This is a genomic window from Maribacter sp. UH1, from assembly GCF_056839145.1.
Window position 1 is genome coordinate 3,282,992 of the sequence record NZ_CM166387.1, and the last position, 21,612, is coordinate 3,304,603.

At 34.0% G+C, this 21,612-nt stretch carries 24 protein-coding genes; 11 read left to right on the forward strand and 13 right to left on the reverse strand.

What is annotated here, in order from left to right:
* Nucleotides 1-14 precede the first annotated feature (14 nt).
* The 3 genes from UH1x_RS14250 to UH1x_RS14260 are packed head-to-tail and all read right to left on the reverse strand — an operon-like array spanning nucleotide 15 to nucleotide 2,851.
* On the reverse strand, nucleotides 15-1,439 hold the full coding sequence (locus tag UH1x_RS14250; RefSeq protein WP_482622456.1) for a CCA tRNA nucleotidyltransferase: 1,425 nt from the start codon (nucleotides 1,437-1,439) through the stop codon (nucleotides 15-17).
* Between the two features lie 4 nt (nucleotides 1,440-1,443).
* Complete coding sequence (locus UH1x_RS14255) at nucleotides 1,444-2,004, reverse strand: L-threonylcarbamoyladenylate synthase (RefSeq protein WP_482622458.1); 561 nt, start codon at nucleotides 2,002-2,004, stop codon at nucleotides 1,444-1,446.
* A 16-nt stretch (nucleotides 2,005-2,020) separates the two neighbouring features.
* A complete protein-coding gene (locus UH1x_RS14260) occupies nucleotides 2,021-2,851 on the reverse strand; it encodes a glycosyltransferase family A protein (RefSeq protein WP_482622459.1) in 831 nt (276 codons plus the stop codon).
* A 97-nt stretch (nucleotides 2,852-2,948) separates the two neighbouring features.
* Here UH1x_RS14260 and UH1x_RS14265 point away from each other — a divergent pair, with 97 nt between their 5' ends.
* Nucleotides 2,949-3,767 (forward strand): glycosyltransferase family 2 protein, encoded by an 819-nt coding sequence (locus tag UH1x_RS14265; protein ID WP_482622461.1) that lies wholly within the window; start codon nucleotides 2,949-2,951, stop codon nucleotides 3,765-3,767.
* On the opposite strand, the gene UH1x_RS14270 is transcribed toward UH1x_RS14265, so the two are convergent.
* The 3 genes from UH1x_RS14270 to UH1x_RS14280 all read right to left on the reverse strand — a co-directional run bounded on the left by UH1x_RS14270 (nucleotide 3,749) and on the right by UH1x_RS14280 (nucleotide 6,750).
* Nucleotides 3,749-4,543, reverse strand: coding sequence for a glycosyltransferase family 2 protein (locus tag UH1x_RS14270; RefSeq protein WP_482622462.1), 795 nt, complete (start codon nucleotides 4,541-4,543; stop codon nucleotides 3,749-3,751). The two genes, UH1x_RS14265 and UH1x_RS14270, sit on opposite strands and share 19 nt — an antisense overlap.
* 270 nt (nucleotides 4,544-4,813) lie before the next feature.
* Nucleotides 4,814-5,890: a glycosyltransferase family 9 protein gene (locus UH1x_RS14275; protein WP_482622464.1), complete on the reverse strand. Its 1,077-nt coding sequence runs from the start codon at nucleotides 5,888-5,890 to the stop codon at nucleotides 4,814-4,816.
* Nucleotides 5,891-5,934: 44 nt separating this feature from the next.
* Nucleotides 5,935-6,750: a 2,3,4,5-tetrahydropyridine-2,6-dicarboxylate N-succinyltransferase gene (locus tag UH1x_RS14280; RefSeq protein WP_036152943.1), complete on the reverse strand. Its 816-nt coding sequence runs from the start codon at nucleotides 6,748-6,750 to the stop codon at nucleotides 5,935-5,937.
* Nucleotides 6,751-6,849: 99 nt separating this feature from the next.
* Between UH1x_RS14280 and ruvX the strand changes: the two genes are divergently transcribed.
* The 5 genes from ruvX to UH1x_RS14305 all read left to right on the forward strand — a co-directional run bounded on the left by ruvX (nucleotide 6,850) and on the right by UH1x_RS14305 (nucleotide 10,076).
* On the forward strand, nucleotides 6,850-7,260 hold the full coding sequence (ruvX, locus tag UH1x_RS14285) for a Holliday junction resolvase RuvX (protein ID WP_482622466.1): 411 nt from the start codon (nucleotides 6,850-6,852) through the stop codon (nucleotides 7,258-7,260).
* Entirely contained in the window at nucleotides 7,261-7,851 is a 591-nt protein-coding gene (gene def / locus UH1x_RS14290) for a peptide deformylase (RefSeq protein WP_482622467.1), read from the forward strand.
* Between the two features lie 61 nt (nucleotides 7,852-7,912).
* Nucleotides 7,913-8,341, forward strand: a complete 429-nt coding sequence (locus UH1x_RS14295) for a DUF5606 family protein (RefSeq protein WP_276471970.1) — start codon at nucleotides 7,913-7,915, stop codon at nucleotides 8,339-8,341.
* Nucleotides 8,342-8,563: 222 nt separating this feature from the next.
* On the forward strand, nucleotides 8,564-9,652 hold the full coding sequence (locus tag UH1x_RS14300) for a sensor histidine kinase (protein ID WP_482622470.1): 1,089 nt from the start codon (nucleotides 8,564-8,566) through the stop codon (nucleotides 9,650-9,652).
* Nucleotides 9,653-9,689: 37 nt separating this feature from the next.
* The gene (locus UH1x_RS14305) at nucleotides 9,690-10,076 is read left to right on the forward strand and encodes a response regulator (RefSeq protein ID WP_482622471.1); all 387 of its coding nucleotides are present in this window, start codon (nucleotides 9,690-9,692) and stop codon (nucleotides 10,074-10,076) included.
* Between the two features lie 54 nt (nucleotides 10,077-10,130).
* Here UH1x_RS14305 and UH1x_RS14310 read toward each other — a convergent pair whose 3' ends face one another.
* From UH1x_RS14310 to UH1x_RS14335, 6 genes are all read right to left on the reverse strand, one after another.
* Nucleotides 10,131-11,744, reverse strand: a complete 1,614-nt coding sequence (locus tag UH1x_RS14310; RefSeq protein WP_482622473.1) for a family 20 glycosylhydrolase — start codon at nucleotides 11,742-11,744, stop codon at nucleotides 10,131-10,133.
* 9 nt (nucleotides 11,745-11,753) lie between these two features.
* Complete coding sequence (locus UH1x_RS14315) at nucleotides 11,754-12,443, reverse strand: SGNH/GDSL hydrolase family protein (RefSeq protein WP_482622475.1); 690 nt, start codon at nucleotides 12,441-12,443, stop codon at nucleotides 11,754-11,756.
* Between the two features lie 6 nt (nucleotides 12,444-12,449).
* A complete protein-coding gene (locus UH1x_RS14320; RefSeq protein WP_482622476.1) occupies nucleotides 12,450-13,325 on the reverse strand; it encodes an alpha/beta hydrolase in 876 nt (291 codons plus the stop codon).
* Nucleotides 13,326-13,335: 10 nt separating this feature from the next.
* Nucleotides 13,336-14,070 carry an MIP/aquaporin family protein gene (locus UH1x_RS14325; RefSeq protein WP_482626510.1) on the reverse strand — a complete coding sequence of 245 codons (735 nt, stop codon included), beginning with the start codon at nucleotides 14,068-14,070 and terminating at the stop codon, nucleotides 13,336-13,338.
* Nucleotides 14,071-14,278: 208 nt separating this feature from the next.
* Nucleotides 14,279-15,181, reverse strand: coding sequence for an SMP-30/gluconolactonase/LRE family protein (locus tag UH1x_RS14330; protein ID WP_482622478.1), 903 nt, complete (start codon nucleotides 15,179-15,181; stop codon nucleotides 14,279-14,281).
* A gap of 9 nt (nucleotides 15,182-15,190) precedes the next feature.
* Entirely contained in the window at nucleotides 15,191-16,024 is an 834-nt protein-coding gene (locus UH1x_RS14335; RefSeq protein ID WP_482622480.1) for a sugar phosphate isomerase/epimerase family protein, read from the reverse strand.
* A gap of 168 nt (nucleotides 16,025-16,192) precedes the next feature.
* Between UH1x_RS14335 and mazG the strand changes: the two genes are divergently transcribed.
* The gene (gene mazG, locus UH1x_RS14340; protein ID WP_482622482.1) at nucleotides 16,193-16,969 is read left to right on the forward strand and encodes a nucleoside triphosphate pyrophosphohydrolase; all 777 of its coding nucleotides are present in this window, start codon (nucleotides 16,193-16,195) and stop codon (nucleotides 16,967-16,969) included.
* Nucleotides 16,970-16,973: 4 nt separating this feature from the next.
* Here mazG and UH1x_RS14345 read toward each other — a convergent pair whose 3' ends face one another.
* The gene (locus UH1x_RS14345) at nucleotides 16,974-17,378 is read right to left on the reverse strand and encodes a response regulator (RefSeq protein ID WP_482622484.1); all 405 of its coding nucleotides are present in this window, start codon (nucleotides 17,376-17,378) and stop codon (nucleotides 16,974-16,976) included.
* A 353-nt stretch (nucleotides 17,379-17,731) separates the two neighbouring features.
* On the opposite strand from UH1x_RS14345, the gene UH1x_RS14350 reads away from it, so the two are divergent.
* Genes UH1x_RS14350 through UH1x_RS14365 form a run of 4 tightly spaced genes read left to right on the forward strand, consistent with a single transcriptional unit; the run spans nucleotide 17,732 to nucleotide 21,611 of the window.
* Nucleotides 17,732-19,099, forward strand: coding sequence for an MATE family efflux transporter (locus UH1x_RS14350; RefSeq protein WP_482622486.1), 1,368 nt, complete (start codon nucleotides 17,732-17,734; stop codon nucleotides 19,097-19,099).
* Between the two features lie 54 nt (nucleotides 19,100-19,153).
* Nucleotides 19,154-19,381, forward strand: a complete 228-nt coding sequence (locus UH1x_RS14355) for a hypothetical protein (RefSeq protein ID WP_036152971.1) — start codon at nucleotides 19,154-19,156, stop codon at nucleotides 19,379-19,381.
* A gap of 5 nt (nucleotides 19,382-19,386) precedes the next feature.
* On the forward strand, nucleotides 19,387-19,956 hold the full coding sequence (locus UH1x_RS14360) for a phosphatase PAP2 family protein (RefSeq protein WP_482622488.1): 570 nt from the start codon (nucleotides 19,387-19,389) through the stop codon (nucleotides 19,954-19,956).
* A gap of 59 nt (nucleotides 19,957-20,015) precedes the next feature.
* The gene (locus UH1x_RS14365; RefSeq protein ID WP_482622489.1) at nucleotides 20,016-21,611 is read left to right on the forward strand and encodes an ArnT family glycosyltransferase; all 1,596 of its coding nucleotides are present in this window, start codon (nucleotides 20,016-20,018) and stop codon (nucleotides 21,609-21,611) included.
* Nucleotide 21,612 lies beyond the last annotated feature (1 nt).

Genomic DNA, 21,612 nt, shown 5'->3' on the forward strand with positions numbered 1-21,612 from the left:
AAATAATATCCATTCTATTTTGTACTCTGTAGACCCAATTCTGCACCCTTAAGATACATAAATTCTTGAGCCGCTTTATATTCATTTGGTATTTCGCCCTCTAAAATGGCTTCTTTGATTGCTTCCTTAATAATACCTATTTCCTTGGAAGGTTTTAGCGCAAAAGTTTCCATTATTTCTTCACCACTAATAGGCGGTTGAAAGTTTCTAACGTGATCACGAGCTTCTACTTCTTCAATTTTTCGGCGAACAACTTTAAAATTTTGGTGGTATTTACGCTGCTTCTTCGGATTTTTGGTAGTGATATCCGCTTCACATAAAGTCATTAAGTCTTCTACATTATCACCGGCATCAAAAACCAATCTACGTACAGCAGAATCCGTAACATAATCTTCAGATAGTATAATTGGTCTTGAACTCATCAATACCATCTTTTGAACGAATTTCATCTTCTCGTTCAATGGCATACGTAAACGTTTGAACAATTTAAAGACCATTTTTGATCCTACAAATTCATGACCATGAAATGTCCATCCAATTTTTTTATGGAACCTTTTGGTAGGTGCTTTACCTATATCATGTAACAAAGCAGCCCAGCGTAACCAAAGGTCATCTGTAGCTTCAGATATATTATCTACTACTTCTAATGTATGCCAAAAGTTATCTTTATGTTTTTGCCCTTCAATTTCTTCTATGCCCTGTAATGCGGTAAGCTCAGGAAGAATAAGTTCAAGTAATTCCGTTTTATGTAGTAATGAAAAACCTAAAGAAGGTTTTTTACACAACATAATTTTATGAAGTTCGTCTAATATTCGTTCATTGGAAACAATTTTTAAACGGTCTTTATTTTCTGTAATGGCCTGTAAAGAGGGTAGTGCTATTTGAAAATCTAATTGTGTAGCAAAACGAATGGCCCTCATCATACGTAAAGGGTCATCTGAATAGGTAATGCCTGGTTCTAGCGGAGTTTTAATAATCTTGCTCTCTAAGTCAGCAATACCTCCAAAAGGGTCAAGAAGGGCTCCGTAATTCGATTTGTTCAAAGAAAGCGCCAAGGCATTTATGGTGAAATCCCTTCTTTTTTGATCATCTTCTAAAGTGCCATCTTCAACAATAGGTTTGCGGCTATCTCTATTGTAACTTTCTTTACGTGCACCAACAAATTCAAGTTCAATACCATCACTTTTGATCATGGCGGTACCAAAATTTTTGAAAACGGAAACTTGTGGTTTACCTTTTAATTTAGAAGCAACTTTTTCGGCAAGTTTAATTCCGCTGCCAATTGCAACCACATCTATATCTTTTGGTATGTTACGTTTTAAGAAATAGTCTCTGACGAAACCACCAATAACATAACAATCTACAGAAAGTTCTTCTGCAGCTTCCGAAATAATTTTGAAAATTGGATTGTTTAAAGCGTCTGTATAGCTCTCTTGCATGTTCTTAATCTCGAATAATCTTCACCGTACCGTCATTAGCTAATCTAATAATTGATGAGGCGGAGCTATTCTGTTTCTCACGATGCAAATTTACCACATAGTCTACACCTTTTAAAATGGCTGAATCTATATTTTGGAAAGATTTTGGAGTACTCTGACCAGAAATGTTGGCAGAAGTAGATACAATTGGCTTTTTTAACTTGCCGATCATGTATTTACAAAACTTATCTGATGCCACTCTAATGGCCAAAGTATTATCTGCTGCTATCAAGTTTTTAGCAACTCCACGGGGATTATCAAAAATAATGGTGGTTGGTTTTGTAGATAGGTCAATAATATCATAGGCAAGGTCAGATACTTTCTCTATATGTTTCTCTAGCATGGCATCATTGGCAACCAAACATATTAAGGCCTTACTATCATTACGTTGTTTTAACTGATATACTTTTTCAACTGCTTTTTCATTGGTAGCATCACAACCAATACCCCAGACCGTATCTGTAGGGTAGAGTATGAGTCCGCCATTTTCTAAAACTTCTATGCATTTGTTGATTTCTTCTGTCATGTCTATTTTACTGATATTATAGAAAAGTATCTGGTTCTATATTGAAATGAGTGGTTATCGCCAACCATTGTGTTTTATTCTTGTCACCACTAATATTTGATTTTTTAAGGGACTGTTTCTGAGAACCTATTATAGGAATTGGTGTTTTCGCCTTTTCCTTTGCCTGTACAGCATTTGTTTCTGCAATAAGTGCCATTGCCTTAAACCATAAGTCATCTGCTTTTGGGGCTAATTCTAAAAATAATTCAGCATTGGAAACTTTTTCTGAAAGTGATTTTGGTGGGTACAAAACCCCCTCTGCACCAATAGGTATAACGGCAGCTTCTTTAAACTTTAAGTTTTTATCATATTTCCAATTCTTATATGATTGTAACTCTCCTATTTTGTTATAGGTGATATACCTTGTCTGGTTTGCTATAATCTTATTGGGGTTGGATTTGTGTTCTTCAAATAATAAGCGAAGCCAGTTGGTTCTGTAAATCATGTCATCATCACATGTAATAATGATATCATTAGGAAAAAGCTCTATACTATGAATAAGCTTTCTATGTGAACAGGTTAAATCTGAATACATGATTTCAAACAAACTACTTTCTAGCTTGGCAAGTTTTTTTGGGATTTCATTTTTTAAAGAATAATGTAACCACAAAACAATTTTCTTTGGTCTAACATCTTGATTTAAAAGGCTTCTAATTGTTAAATGTAATGTGCCTAACCTTGAGGGAATGGATGTTAAAGAGACTATAGCTGGTATTTCTAACTTGGTTTTAGACGCCATGTTCTTTGAAGAAAGAGCTAAAAGTTTAGCCGAATTGTAAATTGATACAGGTATTTCTTTTAACTTCATTTTACAATGCTGTAATTTGTCCTTTATTAAGAGACCGTCTTTTCTGGCTCAAAGATAGATAAGAGTTTTATATTTTTGCAGTAATTTGAAACCTAGCATGGAGATTCCTAAAATAAGTATCGTAGTAAGTACATATAATGCCGAAGAGTGGTTGAAGAAGGTACTTTGGGGCTTTGAGCAGCAAATATTCAAAGACTTTGAGGTTGTCATTGCTGATGATGGATCAAAGTCACCTACAAAAGAATTACTTGCAGAGATGGCAGAGAAGGTTCATTACCCAATTGTACATGTTTGGCAAGAAGATGATGGCTTTCAAAAATCTAGGATATTGAACAAGGCGGTTTCTGCATGTAGGGCTGATTATATTATCATGACAGATGGTGATTGCATACCTCGTGAAGATTTTGTTCAGGTGCATTATATCAACAAAGAGCCAGGTTACTTTATTTCTGGTGGATATTATATGCTGCCAATGAACATATCCAAAATGATTACGTTAGATGATATAGAAAATCAACGTTGTTTTAATATTCAATGGTTAAAGGAAAAAGGAATACCGCAAACCTTTAAGAATAATAAATTAACGGCACGTGGTATAATTTCTAAAGTATTGAATTGGATTACCCCTACCAATGCAAGTTGGAACGGACATAACTCTTCTGGGTGGAAAAAAGATATTGAAAATGTAAACGGGTTTGATGAGCGCATGCAATATGGCGGTCAAGATAGAGAGCTAGGAGAACGTTTGTTCAATTTTGGACTAAAGTCTAAGCAGTTGCGATATAGTGCTGTTTGTGTGCATCTAGATCATAAAAGAGGGTACAAGACACCAGAGTCCATTGCAAAGAATGTGGGAATAAGAAATGCTACTAAAAAGGAAAAAAGTGTGTGGACGCACTATGGCATAACCAAATAATAGGCTAATTCATTTTTTTGTTCCAACCTCTTAAGTTCCTTGTAACGTTCTAAAACGCCCAATGAATTTAAATAGCAAATGGTAAAGCCTTTTTTGCCATCAAGTATACCAAGACGTAAGATGTAGTGGTTAAAAAACTTCCAGCCAGTCTTAACAACCATCATTGCATAACTGAACTTCTTTTCTTTGTAAAATGATTCAATAGCCTTTAAACGGCCATATTTCAACATCTTACCTTTATAGTCTTCATAGTTCTTGTAGCAGTAATGCGTCAATTTTTCTTTTAGAATACCAGATGTACCATCAACATCCAATGTTTCATGAACAATCTTGCAATCGGAAAATACAGCTTTGCTTTTTCTAAAAAGTCGGTAGTTTTTATCAGTTTGCCATCCGCTGAAATTTAATTTTTCATTTTTAAACATAAACTGGCGGTAAAACCAGAATGCAGCTATTTCAGTATCACTGGATACTGTTTTTGTAATTTCTTTTTGTAAAGCGTCAGAAACAATTTCATCGGCATCTAAAAATAAAACCCAGTCGTTTTTAGCTTGTTTTAAGGCAAAAGATTTTTGAGCGGTAAAATTTTCAAACGGATTCTGAATGACTTTTACTTTAGGGTTACCTTTTAAATATTCATAGGTTCCGTCTGTACTAAAAGAATCAACCACAATAATTTCATCGGCAAAAGAAACAGACTCTATACACTTTTCAATGTAGCCAATTTCGTTATACGTAATTACTAATGCGGTAAGTTCTTCTTTTTTGGTAATCATACAATCCAATTTGATAGGTTTGCTCTAATCGGAGCGAACAAAGTTATAACAAAAAAAGAATTAAAAAATTGTGTTAAGAAGTAAATTTCTTACATAATTGAAATCCAGTGTTATAGCATAGTTCAGTCTATAAGAGTGCGTATTTTGGAATGGTTGCGTTTAATTTTATAAAAATTCTTACATTTTATCATAACCGCAAGGAATATAGTGTAGATTGTGAAATAAGCAGTAAAAAACAGGACTGGTTAATGTGTTGACAATGAATAGAGGTTAGAATATTTGTGATTCAATATAAGCTCTTACTTTATCTTTAAAAAGATCTGGGGTGAATTCTTGATATAGTGATTTGACATTTTCTTTCTTTTCTTTTTTATTTTTCTTCTCTAATAATTCAGGTTTGAAATCATTAAGATGAACTGCCCAATTTTTTTGGTCGCTATGATAGGTAAACCAAGCTTCTTTAGATATCCAAGGTGAGAAAATCGCAAAATTTGGAACACCCAAAGCTTTAGACATATTTGAGGCTCCACCTTCATTTCCAAAATATCCATTACACTGTTTTAATAGTGCTAAAAAATCTCTTAGTGAATTACAGAAAATATCCTCATGTATGCATTTTTTAGAATTTTCTGAACAATAACCTAATAGTTCTTGAACACTTGTTTTTTGATCAGGTGTATAATTCAGAAGTACATTTATATTTTTGAGACTTGTAATTTCATCGATTAATTCAGCGAGATATTTTAAAGGATAGCTCTTGTCATCACTACTACCTTTAATACCAACCATAAGTATTGGTTTGGATAAATCTATACCTGACTTTATTAAAATGTCTTTAGCCTTAGTTAATTCTTCTTCTCTTAAAAAGATTTTTGGAGCTAAATTCTCCTGCTTTAATTTGTCGATTAACGGTGTTAATAATAGCAATCTATTTTCAACAGCTAAACCCAATTCAGTAGTAGTAGATTTAGAATAGGTAAATAGGTCTGTATATATGAATTTTGAATACCATTTTTCGTATGAAATTTTAGTTTTTGCTTTAGAAAAATAGCTTATTAAATTGCTTTCGGTTTTACAATATACATCAATTACTGCTGTATATTCTTCCTGTTTAAACTCCTTGAGGAATTTATAGAATTTGCTTTTACTTTTCTTATACTCCTTTTTAAAAAGTATAATTTTATCAATAAAAGGATTGCCATCAACTACAGGCAACGTATGTTCGTAGATTACATAGTGTATAGTGGCATCTGGGAAATGAATTTTTAGATGTTCACAGATTAGCGTACTATTTAGTACATCGCCAATCATTTTCTGCTGAATTACTAAGAATTTATTTCCCGCCACAAATATAATTTTAATTAAAAATGGAAATTAAATATAATTATCCATTAAACTGCAACATCATACTCTCTAAGTGCATCGTTCAATGATGTCTTTTTGTTCGTGCTTTCTTTTCTTTTTCCGATTATTAATGCGCACGGTACTTGAAATTCACCAGCTGGGAATTTTTTAGTGTAACTACCAGGTATTACAACTGAACGTGCGGGTACAACACCTTTTGTTTCAACTGGTGTTTCTCCTGTAACGTCAATAATTTTGGTACTCATTGTTAAAACAACATTAGCACCTAATACAGCTTCTTTTTCAACTCTGACACCTTCAACTACTATACAACGAGAACCAATAAAAGCACCGTCTTCTATTATAACTGGTGAAGCCTGTAATGGTTCTAGAACACCACCAATACCAACACCACCGCTTAAGTGTACGTTTTTACCAATTTGTGCACAGCTACCAACTGTTGCCCAAGTATCTACCATAGTGCCTTCATCAACATATGCACCAATATTTACATAACTTGGCATTAATATAGTACCTGCAGAAATATAGGCACCATGTCTTGCAACTGCATTTGGTACTACCCGAATTCCTTTTTCTTTATACCCTCTTTTCAACGGCATTTTATCGTGGTACTCAAAAATACCAGCTTCTAAGGTTTCCATTTTTTGAATAGGGAAATACATAACTACCGCTTTCTTCACCCATTCATTAATTTGCCATCCGTCTGCTGTTGGTTCTGCACATCTCAACTTTCCTAAATCTAAAAGGTTTACCACCTCTCTAATACTATCTTGGGTAGCAGACTCTTTTAAAAGGTCTCTATTTTCCCATGCTTTTTCTATTTGTGCTCTTAATTCTGTCATTTTCATAAAATTTCCTCAAATATAAGTTGAAGTACAGTAATTACCCGAGCGCAACAGCACATATAACAAATTATCCTTTATTTTTGCCAAAAATTAAGTTTGGGAAAAATTCTTGCAATTGATTATGGAGAAAAGCGTATTGGGCTTGCAGTAACCGATGATATGAAAATGATAGCATTTGGTTTAACTACGGTCAATACTCCAGAAATCTTCACCTATTTATCTGACTATATACCTCGTGAAAATGTGGATGTAATAGTGGTAGGTGAACCCAAGCAAATGGATAATACCGCTTCTGAATCTGAAGTACATATTGCACCATTTTTAGTAAAGTTGGCAGAGACGTTCCCAACAATTCCTATTAAAAGGCATGATGAACGTTTTACATCTAAAATGGCTTTTCAGACTATGTTGGATAGCGGTTTAAAGAAGAAACAAAGAAAGAACAAGGCACTTATTGATGAAATCAGTGCAACTATTATTTTACAAGATTTTTTAAAAACAGTATAAATGATTTTACCCATTATTGCATACGGTGACCCCGTATTAAGGAAAGTAGCGGATGATATCGATAAAGATTATCCAAAGCTGAATGATTTGATTGCTAACATGTGGGAAACCATGTATAATGCTAGTGGGGTAGGTCTTGCTGCTCCACAAATAGGGCTGCCAATTCGTATATTTTTAGTTGATACTACACCTTTTTCAGGTGATGAGGATTTAACTGAAGATGAGCAAAAACAATTAGACGGATTTAAACGAGTTTTTATCAATGCTACCATTGAAGAGGAAACTGGGGATGAATGGGCATTTAATGAGGGTTGCCTTAGTATACCGGATGTTCGGGAAGATGTGAGTAGAAAAGGTACTATAAGAATCACCTATTTAGATGAGAATTTTAAAGAGCAAGAAGAAACTTTTGATGGTCTTTTGGCTCGCGTTATTCAACATGAATACGACCACATAGAAGGTGTGTTGTTTACTGATAAATTATCAGCTTTAAAAAAGAGAATGTTAAAGGGAAGATTAACCAATATATCTAAAGGAAAGATAAACGTAGACTATCGTATGAAATTTCCTGCGATGAAAAAAGGACGTTAAAATGCCTTTATTATTAATAGAAAAGTGTAATATTTGTCCACTGAAAATTTTAAAATAGTTTATGGGGTTAGAGAAAATTTTATCCGTTGCGGGAAAACCAGGTTTGTATAAATTAATTACCCAAACCAGAACAGGTTTTGTAGCGGAGTCTTTGTTAGATGGAAAAAGAATAACAGTAAGTTTACGTAGTAGCGTAAGTGTATTGTCTGAAATAGCTATTTATACTCTTGAGGAAGAAGTACCTTTAAGAGATGTATTCAAAAAAATACAAGAGAAGGAAAATGGTGGTAAAACTTCTATTGGCCATAAAGAAGAAAAAATAAAATTAGAAGAGTATTTCTTTGAAGTACTCCCTAACTATGACGAAGACCGTGTTTATGTTAGTGATATCAAGAAAGTTATTCAATGGTATAACATTCTAACAGAAAATAAGATCACAGATTTTTCCAGTGAAGAGGTTGCAAGCGAAGAAGCTTCTGAAGAGGAATAGTCCAAACTTTTATATTATAAATGTAAAAAGCCCTTTATGGGCTTTTTTTTTGTTCAAATGTTTAAAATCAGTCAAATCTAATTTATCATGTAAGCCGTTCATCTACAGTTTTTTGCTGTTCATCTATACCTTTCCTTTATGCAACTGATATCAATAGAAATAAGATATTAAATACTGCAAATTTGCGGTATAGCTAAATAGCCTAAACAAAATTTGATGAATATGAATACGAATGATTTTGAAATTAATTGTGAATTGAAAAGTGCTTTTTTTGAAAATGCATATTCGCCTTTCGTGATTTTAGATAGAGATATGAATTTTGTTGATGTAAACCAAGCTAGTGTAGATACTATTGGTATTGCAAAAGAAAATTTTATTGGTAAAAATATCCTTGATATATTCCCATATTTAGAGGGTACAGAGCGCTATGAAGATTATAAAAATGTTATAGAAACAGGTGTGGCAATTGGTTTTGACGAATTGTTTTTTAAGGGTGAATTTTCAGAATATACCTTTATGTCAAGGGCATTTAAAATTGGAGATTATTTAGGGATTACAACACTTGATGTAACCAATGTAATTGATACTGTACAAAAGTTAAAAAGTACCAAGACTTCATTAATGGAAGTGAATGAAAATTTGAAAAAGAAAAATCAAGAGTTAGAAGATTTTTCTTACGTAGCTGCGCATGATCTTAGAGCTCCTCTTACTAATTTAAAGAGTCTATTGCGAATGGCTTTAGAATCTAACCTTCCCGATAACGAAGTTATGCCTATCGTTGAAAAAATGAATGTGGTCACCAAAGTAATGTGCGATAAAATTACCGCCTTAAATATGGTAATTGCTACAAAATCCAATTTTGGATCAGCTAAAACATCATTAGAATTTTCAGATGTTATAAGTAAATTAAAAACTAGCTATTCTAAAGAAATTATAAAAGGTAGAACAATTATAAAAGAAGATTACTCAGCATGTCCTTCAATTGATTATAACAAGTTGCAGTTAGAGACTGTTCTTCAGACCCTTATTTCAAATGCTCTCCTTTACAGGCATCCTAAGAGAAAACTAAGTATAAAAATTGAAACAAAAGAAGTCAATGGCAGAGTTAGATTGTCATTCAAAGATAACGGACTAGGATTTGACCAGGATTTTTCTGAGAAAATTTTTGACATATTTAAGCGTCTACATACCCATGTTGATGGTTTGGGTGTCGCGCTATATATCATGAAACTTATTATTAGCGAAAACGGCGGATCAATTGATGTCAAAAGTCAAGTAAATAAAGGAACCGAGTTTATCATATTTTTTTAAAATAAATAATCAAAACCATAATTAAAACCCCCATAAAATGATACGAATATTAATAATTGAAGACGATGAGGTAACAAATTTTATCGCTAAAACAAACCTAGAGAAATTTGGATATAAAAACATTACAATTGCCTTAAACGGTCAACTAGGACTAGATTATTTAAAAACCAATGCTTGTCCAGATATAATTTTACTAGATATCAATATGCCTGTTTTGGACGGATGGGATTTTCTTGATAAGGTAAACGCATTGAATCTATGTTCAGATATTCCTGTTGTTATAACTACATCGTCCTTTAGAGGTGATGATAAATTAAAGGCAGATGGTTATCATAATATTGTTGAGTATTTAGAAAAGCCTATAAATTTTCAACATTTAAATACTGTTTTGGCTAAGTTAAAATCGAAAAAAATTGAGTTGTAAGTAAAAAGCCTTGATTAAAAAAAATCAAGGCTTTTTGTTAGGGTGAATAATTAGTTAGTCTTTTGTTATGGTCTTGTAAGTGTAATCACTTTTCTTCCAATCTATCAATTTAGAAGGGTAATACTTTACATCCATTCTATCAAGGAATGGAGCTTGGTCTGCTAATCTTACTTTGTAATTTTCCCAATCTCTATTTTCTTTAATACTCCAGCTTAATTCAGAATAACCGATAATTCTTGGGAATGCTAGATACTCTAATTCATCTATGTTACTAATGGTTTCAGACCAAAGAGGAGCTTCTATTCCTAAAATATTTTCCATTGGTATACCATATTCTTCAGGAGTCCAAATGTATGCGGTATCTACAGGTATATAAGCTGCCCAGTGAAGTCCAAATTTAGATAAGGTGTCATATTCCATGTCTAGGTATGCTTTTTTAGCCGGAGAGACAATAATTTGCATTCCTTTATCCACTGCTTTTTTTGCATTCTCTTCACTTGCCCACCATTGAGAAATTGAAGTTGAATCTACATTTGCGATTGCAATTTCGTCCCAACCGATCATGCGTTTACCATGCTTCTGAACTATTTTTTCAACTTTATTGATGAAGTAGATGTAGTCTTTCTTTTTAGTAACGTGGCTTTCATCTCCTCCAACATGAAAATAAGGACCGGGAGTTATTGCTGCTATTTCCCTAACAACATCATCAATGAAAGCGTAGGTTGTATCTTTATGAGTATTAAAGGTACTAAAGCCTACATGCGTACCTTCATATGGTTTTAGTTTCTTGCCATTTCCATTTAAAAATGAGTAGGATAGTGATGCCGCATTGGTATGTCCTGGCATATCAAACTCAGGAATAATGGTCATATATCTTTCTGCAGCATATCTTACTATTTCTTTATAATCTTCTTGCGTGTAGAATCCGCCAGATTCACCGCCAACTTCAGTCTTACCTCCAATTTCTGTTAGTTTAGGCCATGATTTAATTTCTATTCTCCAGCCTTGATCATCGGTTAGGTGCAGGTGAAGTACATTAATTTTATAGTAAGCTAAAAGATCAATGTATTTTTTTACGTCATCCACACTAAAAAAGTGCCTGGCAACATCTAACATTGAACCCCTAAATTCAAAATTAGGGCTGTCAATTATCTTGCCAGAGGGCACAGCCCATATTTTCTGGGTTGCCAAGGTGTCGTTGCTTTTTAAAGGAACTAATTGTCTTAATGTTTGTATACCTCTAAAAGCTCCTTCAGCTGTATTGGAGTTAATGATGATGGAATCTTGATTTATGTATAGTTGATATGCTTCAGGTGAGGCTAAATCTGTACTATCGCTTTGATTGATATAAATAACTCGTTCTACGGTATTAGCGCCTTCACTATTCACCGGGATGGTCAGATTTATTTTGTCTTTTAATTTATCGGCTAAAAATGTACCTACTTCTTCAAAACCAGTAGCATTTTTAGAGGTGTAGATAGCTGTAAACTGATCTAAAGCAAAAGCGGAATTAGTAGGAATAGTTTTTAAAGGCTTTGGTATTAGACTGGCTTTAGACAAATCTGTAGTAGGCATTACAATGCGTTCTTTTTTTTCTTCGGTACAAGCTAGGAGTAGTATTGCTAAGCTTGTAAAAAATAGACTTCGAATACAAAAGGTCTTTATCATGTTAATTGCTTAAGGTTGGTTTACTAAATCTTTCATGGCTTCATACCAAATATCGTAACCTTTTTGGTTCATATGAAGTCCGTCTTCAATAAATATATCGGTTTTAAGCTTTTTTTTGTTCAACATAGGTTCCCAAACGTCTACGTAAAATAGGTTAGGGTCGTTTTTGGTAAAACGATCCATTTTTCTATTTAACCTTTTATATTTATTTCTGATTTTCCATCTACTTATACTTGGTTTTGCCGATATTAAAATAACCTGTGTGGATGCATTTTTTGCTTTTATTCGACGGATGATCTCTGTGGTGGTACTAAGAACGTCTGTAGGACTTTTTTTTGCCCATAAGTCATTGTCGCCCTCGTAGATAAATACTTTTTTAGGATTGTAGGATAATATTAATTCATCTATAAAAAACAACAGATCTGATGCTTGCGAACCCCCAAAACCACTATTTACAATTTGATGTTCGGGGAATTCTTCTTGTAATTTTCGCCATAACCGTACACTTGAACTACCGGTGAAAACAATGGTCTCCTTGCTAGAGTCCCAAATACTGTCATATTTAACGGTGATATCTTTTACCTCGTTTGTAAATACATTTTCCGTTTGGGCAAAATTTGATAGCGAAACTATCATTGCTAAAATGGTAAGTATTTCTATTTTTTTCAATCCATTTAAAAGAGGTGATATCTTAAACATATTTAATTATTTTTTAGCCGTTACGGTAAAACCTTCCGTCAACGCCCATTCGTAAAATCTTGCAATCCAATTGTCAGATGGCAGGTTTTGTGCTTTCATTCCAAAACCGTGTCCGCCTTTAGAATACATGTGCATTCCTGTATTCTTCCCATTTGTTAACCAGGCGGAATATAAATCTGTACTTGGCTTAGCCAGTCCTAAAGGATCATCAGATGCGCAAATCACTAACATTGGTGGTGCATCTTGGGGTACAGTATATTCGCCTATTACCGTCATCCAAGGATAAACCGGTACAATAAAGTTTGGTTTATTTGCTTCAGTATAGTTAAATGTTACGCCCATAGTTACCGCACCACCTGCAGAAAAGCCCATAAATCCAATTTTGTTGGGATTTAAATTCATTTTATTGGCATTTGTTCTTACGTAGGTAACGGCGGCTAGACCATCTGCGATGGAAAGTGGTAAAACGGGAGTAACCCTTTCTCCAATCTTCGCTGGGTTATTTACGCTTTCATCGGATATTTCTTCTATACCGTCAATGCCAGTAGGCACTAATCTATATTTTAGTACAAAAGCTGTGATACCTTTTTTGTTTAGCCATTTGGCAACAGCTCTACCTTCACTTTCAATGCTTAAGCCGTAAAGTCCGCCACCTGGTGCTACAATAACACTAGTTCCATTTGGTGTGTCTGCCTCAAAAACTTCTAATCTTGGTACAGCAACATTGGTAATAACTTCATTTTCCCAAATGTCAGAGTAATATTCCCTTTCTGCTGTAGACCATTTTACAGTGGGACTTTCTTCATAAGGCAGGTCTACCGTTTTTTGGGCAAGTACATTCATAGATATAAAAATACAGGTAAGTAGTATAAAATGCTTCATTTTCTTTATTTTATTGCATGGTTTCGATAAACATGTATAATAGTGCAGCCAATACTCCGCCAATGATAGGACCAACAATTGGCACCCATGCATAGCCCCAGTTACTATTACCTTTATTTTTTATAGGAAGAATAGCATGTAATAAACGCGGACCAAAATCACGTGCAGGATTAATAGCGTAACCCGTAGGTCCGCCCAGACCAAAGCCAATTCCCATTACTAATAGTGCAACTGGTAAGGCGTCTAGGGATCCTAATGATACGGCACTGTCGCCCATACTGCCACCGGCAATGTAGAATACGCCAAAAACAAGTGCAAAGGCACCAATAATTTCGGTCATCAAGTTCCAAAACGGACTTTTAATAGCTGGTGAAGTAGAGAAGGTGGCTAAAATAGCATCGGTATCTTCTGTAGCTTCATATTGTTTTTTGTAATTAAGCCATACCAAAAAGTTACCCATCATGGCTCCTAAAATTTGTGCAACTATATAGCCTGGTACTAATGTCCAAGTAAATTTACCAGCCACGGCAAGCGCAACGGTTACGGCTGGGTTCAAATGAGCACCACTGGAATCGGCAGAAATAAATACCCCAATGAACACTGCAATACCCCAGGCGAGAGATATACCCGTCCATCCGGCATCTGCACCTTTTGTTCCCTTTAAAACGATATTGGCAACAATGCCGTTTCCTATTAGAATTAACATTGCAGTTCCAATAAATTCAAAAATATACGTAATCATAATTTGGTTGGATTTTAAGTCGTTTAAGATAATTAAAATCGAGGAATTATAAATATTTAAAAGTCTTTGTTGTGTTATTGATAATATATGGTATGGAATTATATGAATACCAATGGTTCTTTGTTTTGTGTATCTCCCGAATAAAGAATGAAAAGCTAGGTTGATATGCTAAATTGAGTAACACTAAATGACAATTCTTCCAAGTAATTATCTAATATCTGACTCCATGAACGTTCATTTGTATCGTGTAGATTGACCCCATTGCAGTAATGAACAGAATATCTTGATTTACACCTCCAAAAGTAATATTAGCGGTCCAATCTTCATTTATAGGTATATGATGTATCTGTTCTCTTTTGGCATTGAATACGGTTACGCCTTTACCTGTAAGGTAAATGTTACCTTTATTGTCAATGGTCATGCCATCAGAACCCATATTCGTAAACAATTTTCTATTGGTTAAAGAGCCATCCTTTTGAATGGAGTAGGAATAGGTTTTGTTATCTCCAATATCTGCTACGTATAGTGTTTTGCCGTCTGGTGTTCCAATGATGCCATTTGGTTGTTTAAATTCTGATGCAACTACAGCAACCTCTTTGGTATTAGGTGAAATGTAGTAAACATTTTTATCTTCAATTTCTGCTTCGGTTCTAGACCAGTATTCTCTTTGATAGTAAGGATCGGTAAAGTAAATACCCCCTTTTAAATCGACCCAAATGTCATTTGGACCATTTAGTTTTTTACCATCATCATTAGTAATCAGTGTATCTACTTTTCCGTTGGAATCAATTCTCCATAGTTCATTTTTTTCATCGGCGGCAGCCAATAAATTTCCATCCTGATCAAAATAAAGCCCGTTTGCTCTACCAGAGGGTTCCTTGAACACACTTAGAGAGTTGTCAGTAGCGTTCCATTTAATAATTTTATCATTTGGTTGATCCGTAAAATAGACATTGCCTTCCTTGTCAGAAGCAGGACCCTCTGTAAAACTATATTCGTTAGAAACTTGAACTAATATTGCACCATCTTTTATTATAGATGATTGTTGAGCTTTACATGAAAAAATACAGCTTGATAAAATAATTATGATTAAGTGTTTACAGTTGGTTTTCATTATTCTAGCTTATATATTTTTTAAATAACTAAGGTTATGCTGCATGCTTTCAAAAGGAGTATTGGCGTATTCTTCTTGTTCAATGTAAATGTGCTCAACACCTGATAACTCTTTTAATTCAAGCATAAACGGTACATCAAGCACCCCTTTGCCAAATTCCGTACTTATCTTTTCATTCATATTCATATCCTTTAAATGCCATAAGGGAAATCTACCCGGATATTTTTTGAAGTAGTGTAAAGGATCTTTTTCTGCAACTACCACCCAGCCCAAATCTAGCTCCATATGCACCAGATTTTTTTGCGTATTATCCATAAGCACATCATAAAGTACTTCCCCGTTTTCAGATTCAAATTCATATTCATGATTATGATAACCAAATTTTAGACCCCGTCTTTTACAAGCTTCGCCGGCAATATTAAACTGCTCTGCTACTTTTTTGTAATTATCCACTGTTTGCCCTTCAGATGGTAGCGATGAACAAATTAAATATTCTTGACCAGAGGCTACGGCGTCTTCCATGGTTTGTTCAAATTTATCATCTAAATGTACATGCCCACTGGTTAGTGACATACCTAAAGCTTTGCATGTTGTTGCCATTTCTTTAGGAGATAATCCGTAGTAATATCCTTTTGATGAACCAGCGCTTTCTATTTCCTTAAAACCTAAACTTGCAATTTGCTCTAAAGTTTTTTTTGGGTTTGCTAACATGCCATCTCTAAAAGAATAAAGCTGTACACCATAACCTGAGTTCTTAGTTCTAGCTAAACTTATTTGTGGCATGAAAAGCGTGGCGGCACTTACTAATCCCGCGTTTTTTAAAAAATCTCTACGTGTCTTCATTGTTGTTGTGTTGTTAGTTGTTGTATTTGAAAAAGATAATTTAAAATATGATGACTGCCTGAGTACGGCAAATTGTCAAATAATTTATATGTTTTTAAATGTACGAAAACAAAACAGGATTTTTAGCGAGACAATCTATGGTTATGTACTTTTGTGAAAAGCATATTCATGAATAGCAGAAAGGAACAATTAGAGGCAATAGATAGGTTGTTGACCATTATGGACGAGTTGCGAGAGCAGTGCCCGTGGGATAAAAAGCAGACCATGCAATCTTTAAGACATTTAACTATTGAAGAAACCTATGAATTGGGAGATGCTATTTTAGATAACGACCTCAATGAGGTAAAGATGGAGTTGGGAGATGTGCTTTTACATATCATTTTCTATGCTAAAATAGGCTCTGAAACCAATGATTTTGATATTGCCGATGTTGCTAATGCCATTTGTGATAAACTTGTAAATAGGCATCCACATATTTATGGGGATGTTAAGGTAATAGATGCCGAAGACGTAAAACGAAACTGGGAACAGATCAAACTAAAAGAAGGCAAAAAAAGTGTATTAGAGGGAGTGCCTAAAAGTTTGCCTGCTTTGGTAAAGGCTAATAGAATACAAGATAAAGTTTCTGGTGTTGGGTTTGATTGGGAAGAGCCACAACAAGTTTTTGAAAAAGTACAAGAAGAACTTGGTGAGCTGCAAATAGAGGTAGAGGCAGGTAATAAGGAGAAGATTGAGGCCGAGTTTGGCGACGTGCTTTTTTCCATGATCAATTATGCTAGATTTTTAGGGGTAAATCCTGAAAATGCTTTAGAGCGCACCAATAAGAAATTTATAAAACGTTTTCAATACCTTGAAACTAAGGCAAAAGAAAATGGAAAGGAAATGAATGATATGTCATTGGAGGAAATGGATGTGTATTGGAACGAAGCAAAAACTAAAGAGTAATTTTTTATTGTTTTAGTTCTACCTTCATAATTCTGGCCAAATCTCTATGTTTAATAGGTTTTATGAAATAATCAGATATTTCTGGGAATGTTTTTGCCTGATCAACATCCTCTGCATTAATAGAAGATGTTAACATGACGACATTAATCTTTTTATTGATTTTAGGCACTACCGTTTGAAAATCCTTGATAAAATCAAAACCATTTAAAATGGGCATATGAAGATCAAGAAAAATGATGTCAGGTAGTTTATCTAAAGAATTGTAATTGTCTTGTATAAATTTCAATGGTTGAACTGAATCAGGAAATTCGATAACCTTTGTTACCGATAACTGATTGAGATACCTCTTCATTACATATTTAGATATATCGTCATCGTCGATAATCCAAACCAATGGATCTTGGTTCATAATGTTTATAATTAATGGTAATTGGTGTGTTTAATATTTATAACGACTAGCTACCATATATTAGTATTTATTTAAGGTATGGATTAACAGATTAATTGTATAAACTGTTCACTTTACAGTATAAATACCTAAATGTTATGGTGTTAAAAAATTGAAATTCAGTTGGTTAATGTTTTTGTTTTTCTTGAGAACGGTAGTTCTTTCTAAAAAATGAAATTGATTAATTGTACAAAGTGTTATCATTTTTACGCTTTTGTGGATTAAAATTTGAATTTTAAAAACGGATATCCCAAGTTTTACAGAACATAAATCGTTCAATTAACGGTACCTTTGACAAAATTTTTGTTTAGGTTTTGTTTAAAAATTACACTAAAGAATTTCGTTATAATGTTAAGCTCTCCGTTCCTGTTATTTTAGGAATGTTGGGTCATACTTTTGTGCAGTTGGCTGATAATATTATGGTGGGGCAATTAGGCACCGCGGAATTGGCAGCGGTATCATTAGGCAATAGTTTTGTTTTTATAGCTATGTCTTTAGGTATTGGTTTTTCAACTGCAATTACACCTTTAGTTGCTGAAGCGGATGGAGCAGGGAATAAGGAAAATGCAAAAAGTGCATTAAAGCATGGTCTGGTTTTATGTACTGTTCTGGGGTTGACCCTATTTGGACTTATTTTACTGGCAAAGCCAATTATGTATGCCATGAAACAGCCTATAGAAGTTGTAGAATTGGCATTGCCCTATTTAGATCTAGTTGCTTTTTCATTAGTACCGTTAATCATATTTCAAGCATTTAAGCAGTTTTCTGAAGGGTTGTCACAGACCAAATACCCCATGTACGCTACTATTGTAGCTAATGTTATTAATATTATCTTAAACTACCTTTTGATCTTCGGTAATTTTGGGTTTCCAGAAATGGGTATTGTAGGTGCTGCCATTGGTACTTTGGTCTCTAGATTTTTTATGGTAATATACCTTTGGTTCATTTTAAAAACTAAAGAGAAGTTCAAGTATTACGTTACCGGTTTCAATTTTTCGAGAATTGAAAAAGCTGTAATGAAGAAGATTATTGAACTAGGTTTTCCTTCTTCATTACAAATGTTTTTTGAAGTTGGTATTTTTACCTCGGCAGTTTGGTTAAGTGGTGTTTTAGGTAAGAATGCGCAAGCTGCAAACCAAATTGCATTGAATTTAAGTAGTATGACCTTTATGTTCGGTATGGGTCTAGGGGTTACCGCCATGATCAGAGTGGGGAACCAAAAAGGATTGGCTAATTTTAAAGAATTAAGGCGTATAGCGCAATCAATATTTTTCCTGACTTTTTTATTGGAAATAATTTTTGCAGCTTTATTCTTGATAGGTAGACATTGGTTTCCGTCCTTATATTTGGATATTGAAGATGTGGCTAATTTTGCCGATAATACAGAAGTATTGGTTGTTGCAGCAGAATTGTTGTTAGTAGCCGCATTTTTTCAAATTTCTGATGGAGTACAAGTTGTTGTATTAGGTGCTTTACGTGGTTTACAAGATGTTAAAATACCTACTCTTATAACATTTATTTCATATTGGCTTATCGGTTTTCCTGTTAGCTATTATTTATGTCTGCACACAGATTTAAAAAGCACTGGAATATGGATTGGTTTGCTCACAGGGCTAACGGCATCGGCTATTATGTTGTATATTCGATTTAATTATTTAACTAAAAAACTAATTGCCGCATAAGGGTGTTTCTGTCATTGGCGGTAATGAATTTTCAATTTATAGATTATAATTTTTATGGAATTTCCAAAATTTTTATTGGGTGATAATACAGATTATCCTACTGCAATATTTGTAGTGCATACAGAGTTTCCAAGGTTTATTATCAACCTTGAAGATGATGAAGTTGAATGGCTCGAAGAATTTTCCAAGGAAGATGAAAAAGAATTGGAAGAAGAGGCAGAAAACTTAATAAAAGCGGCTACCGCTTTTTATGATCGTGAGGTATCTAGATACGAAGATTAACTATTATGCTTGAAGAGCTATTACAGTTAGATAAAGATTTTTTTTTATATCTCAATGGGCTAGGTACTCCGCAATGGGATAATTTTTTTCAATTCGTATCCAATAAATTTAGTGCCATACCACTGTATCTTTTTTTACTGATACTTTCATTTCAGAAATATGGTACTAAAAAGACATTGACGCTTTTAGTTTCTGTTGCTTTAATGATAACAATAACAGATCAATTGGGAAATTTTTTTAAATATGGTGTTGCAAGGTTAAGGCCTTGCCATGATCCAGAAGTTGAACCTTACATGAGATTGGTGAAAAGTTACTGTGGTGGTAAATTTGGTTACTTTTCTGCGCATGCATCAAATTCCTTTGCGCTGGCTGTATTCTTTGGTAGCATTTTAAAATCTAAAATTAAATATATAGGCTTCTTTTTAGTGCTTTGGGCAGCATTGGTTGCTTATAGTCGGGTTTACATTGGGGTACACTTTCCACTAGATATAATTACCGGTGCGGTTATAGGCTCGTTATTCGGTTGGTTGTTTGTAAAGTTATTTATATTTGCACTTCGCAAATTCTCCCTATGATATCTAATCTAAGGTACTGGTTTTTAATAGCTTTAATTTTTTTGGTATACGTTGCAGGAATGTTTGTGACGTTATTTGAAAATGATTCTGCACAGTTTTCCGTAATGGCCATGAGAATGGTGCAAGAAAATGATTTTTTTAGTCTTTTTAAAGGACCTGAAGAGTATTTGGATAAGCCACATATGCACTACTGGTTGGCAGCCTTATCTTATAAAATATTCGGTATTCATGATTGGTCTTATCGTATTCCCGGAATACTAGCTACATTATTGGCTGCATATAGTTGTTATGGATTGGGAAGTCTGTTATATAACAAACATGTAGGTAAACTTTCTGCATTAATTTTTATGACCGCTCAAACCATTGTATTGGGTGCAATAGACGTTCGTACCGATGCCGTGCTAACGGGTTTCAGCATTTTAGCTATTTGGCAACTTGCAAAGTATATTGAAAAGGGTAGTGTATCGGCAATTGTTAAAGGAGCTTTTGCAGCTGGTATAGCATTTTCTACCAAAGGGCAGATTGCTCTTTTGGTTATAGGTCTGCCTATTTTATGTCATTTATTCTATACAGGAAAATGGAAAGCGTTTTTAAGCTGGAAAGTGCTATTGGCACTTTTGATATTTGCATTGACGATTACTCCTATGTTATATGCCTATTATTTGCAATTTGACTTACATCCAGAAAAGGTAATTCGTGGCAAGGACAATCGTAGTGGTATATTCTTTATTTTTTGGGAGCAAAGTTTTGAACGTTTAAGTGGTGAAGGTATTGGAAAAAATAGTAGCGATTACTTTTTCTTTTTTCATACGTTTCTTTGGGTATTTCTACCATGGACAATATTGGGTATTGCCGCATTTTACACTAAAATACGGGCATTTATTAAACATAAATTTAAAAACATTCAAGGATCGGAATTCTTAACCGTTGGTGGTATAACATTAATATTCATAATCATCAGTTTTGCGCAATTTAAATTACCACATTATCTAAATATTACTATTCCTCTTTTTGCAATTATTACTGCAGCATATGTTTATAATTTATATGCCAACAGTAAGTTGCAAACTGTAAAGAGATTAATGTTTGGGCAATTTTTTGTATTAAGTATTGTATTTATTGCTTCTGCCTTAATTTGCTTTTATGTTTTTAAATTACATAGTGTTTTGGCATACATCTGTTTGGCTGTTGCGGCAATAATGGTGGTATACTATGCTTTAAAGAGGGAAAATGTATATGCAAAACTAATAACGATATCAGTTTGTGCATCCTTACTTTTAAACGCTGTTTTAAATCTCCACTTTTATCCAAATCTGTTAGATTATCAAGGCGGGTCTTCAATGTCTAAAGTTATCGCTGAGAAAGATATTCCGGTAGAGCGTATTTACAAAGTAGGTAGTGATCATACATGGTCTTTAGATTTCTATAATCAATTTCCAGTTCAAATTACTACACCAGAAGTCTTAAAGAACAAAAAAGATGTTTGGGTATATGTGAACGATGATGAGATGGCTATGCTAGAGAAAAAGGGATTTGATTGGGATTCCCAACTTTCCGTAGATCAATTTAGAATTACACGTTTGCAAGGCAAATTTTTAAACCCTAATACCCGAAAGAAGGTGACACGTAAAATGCACCTACTGCATATTTACTAAA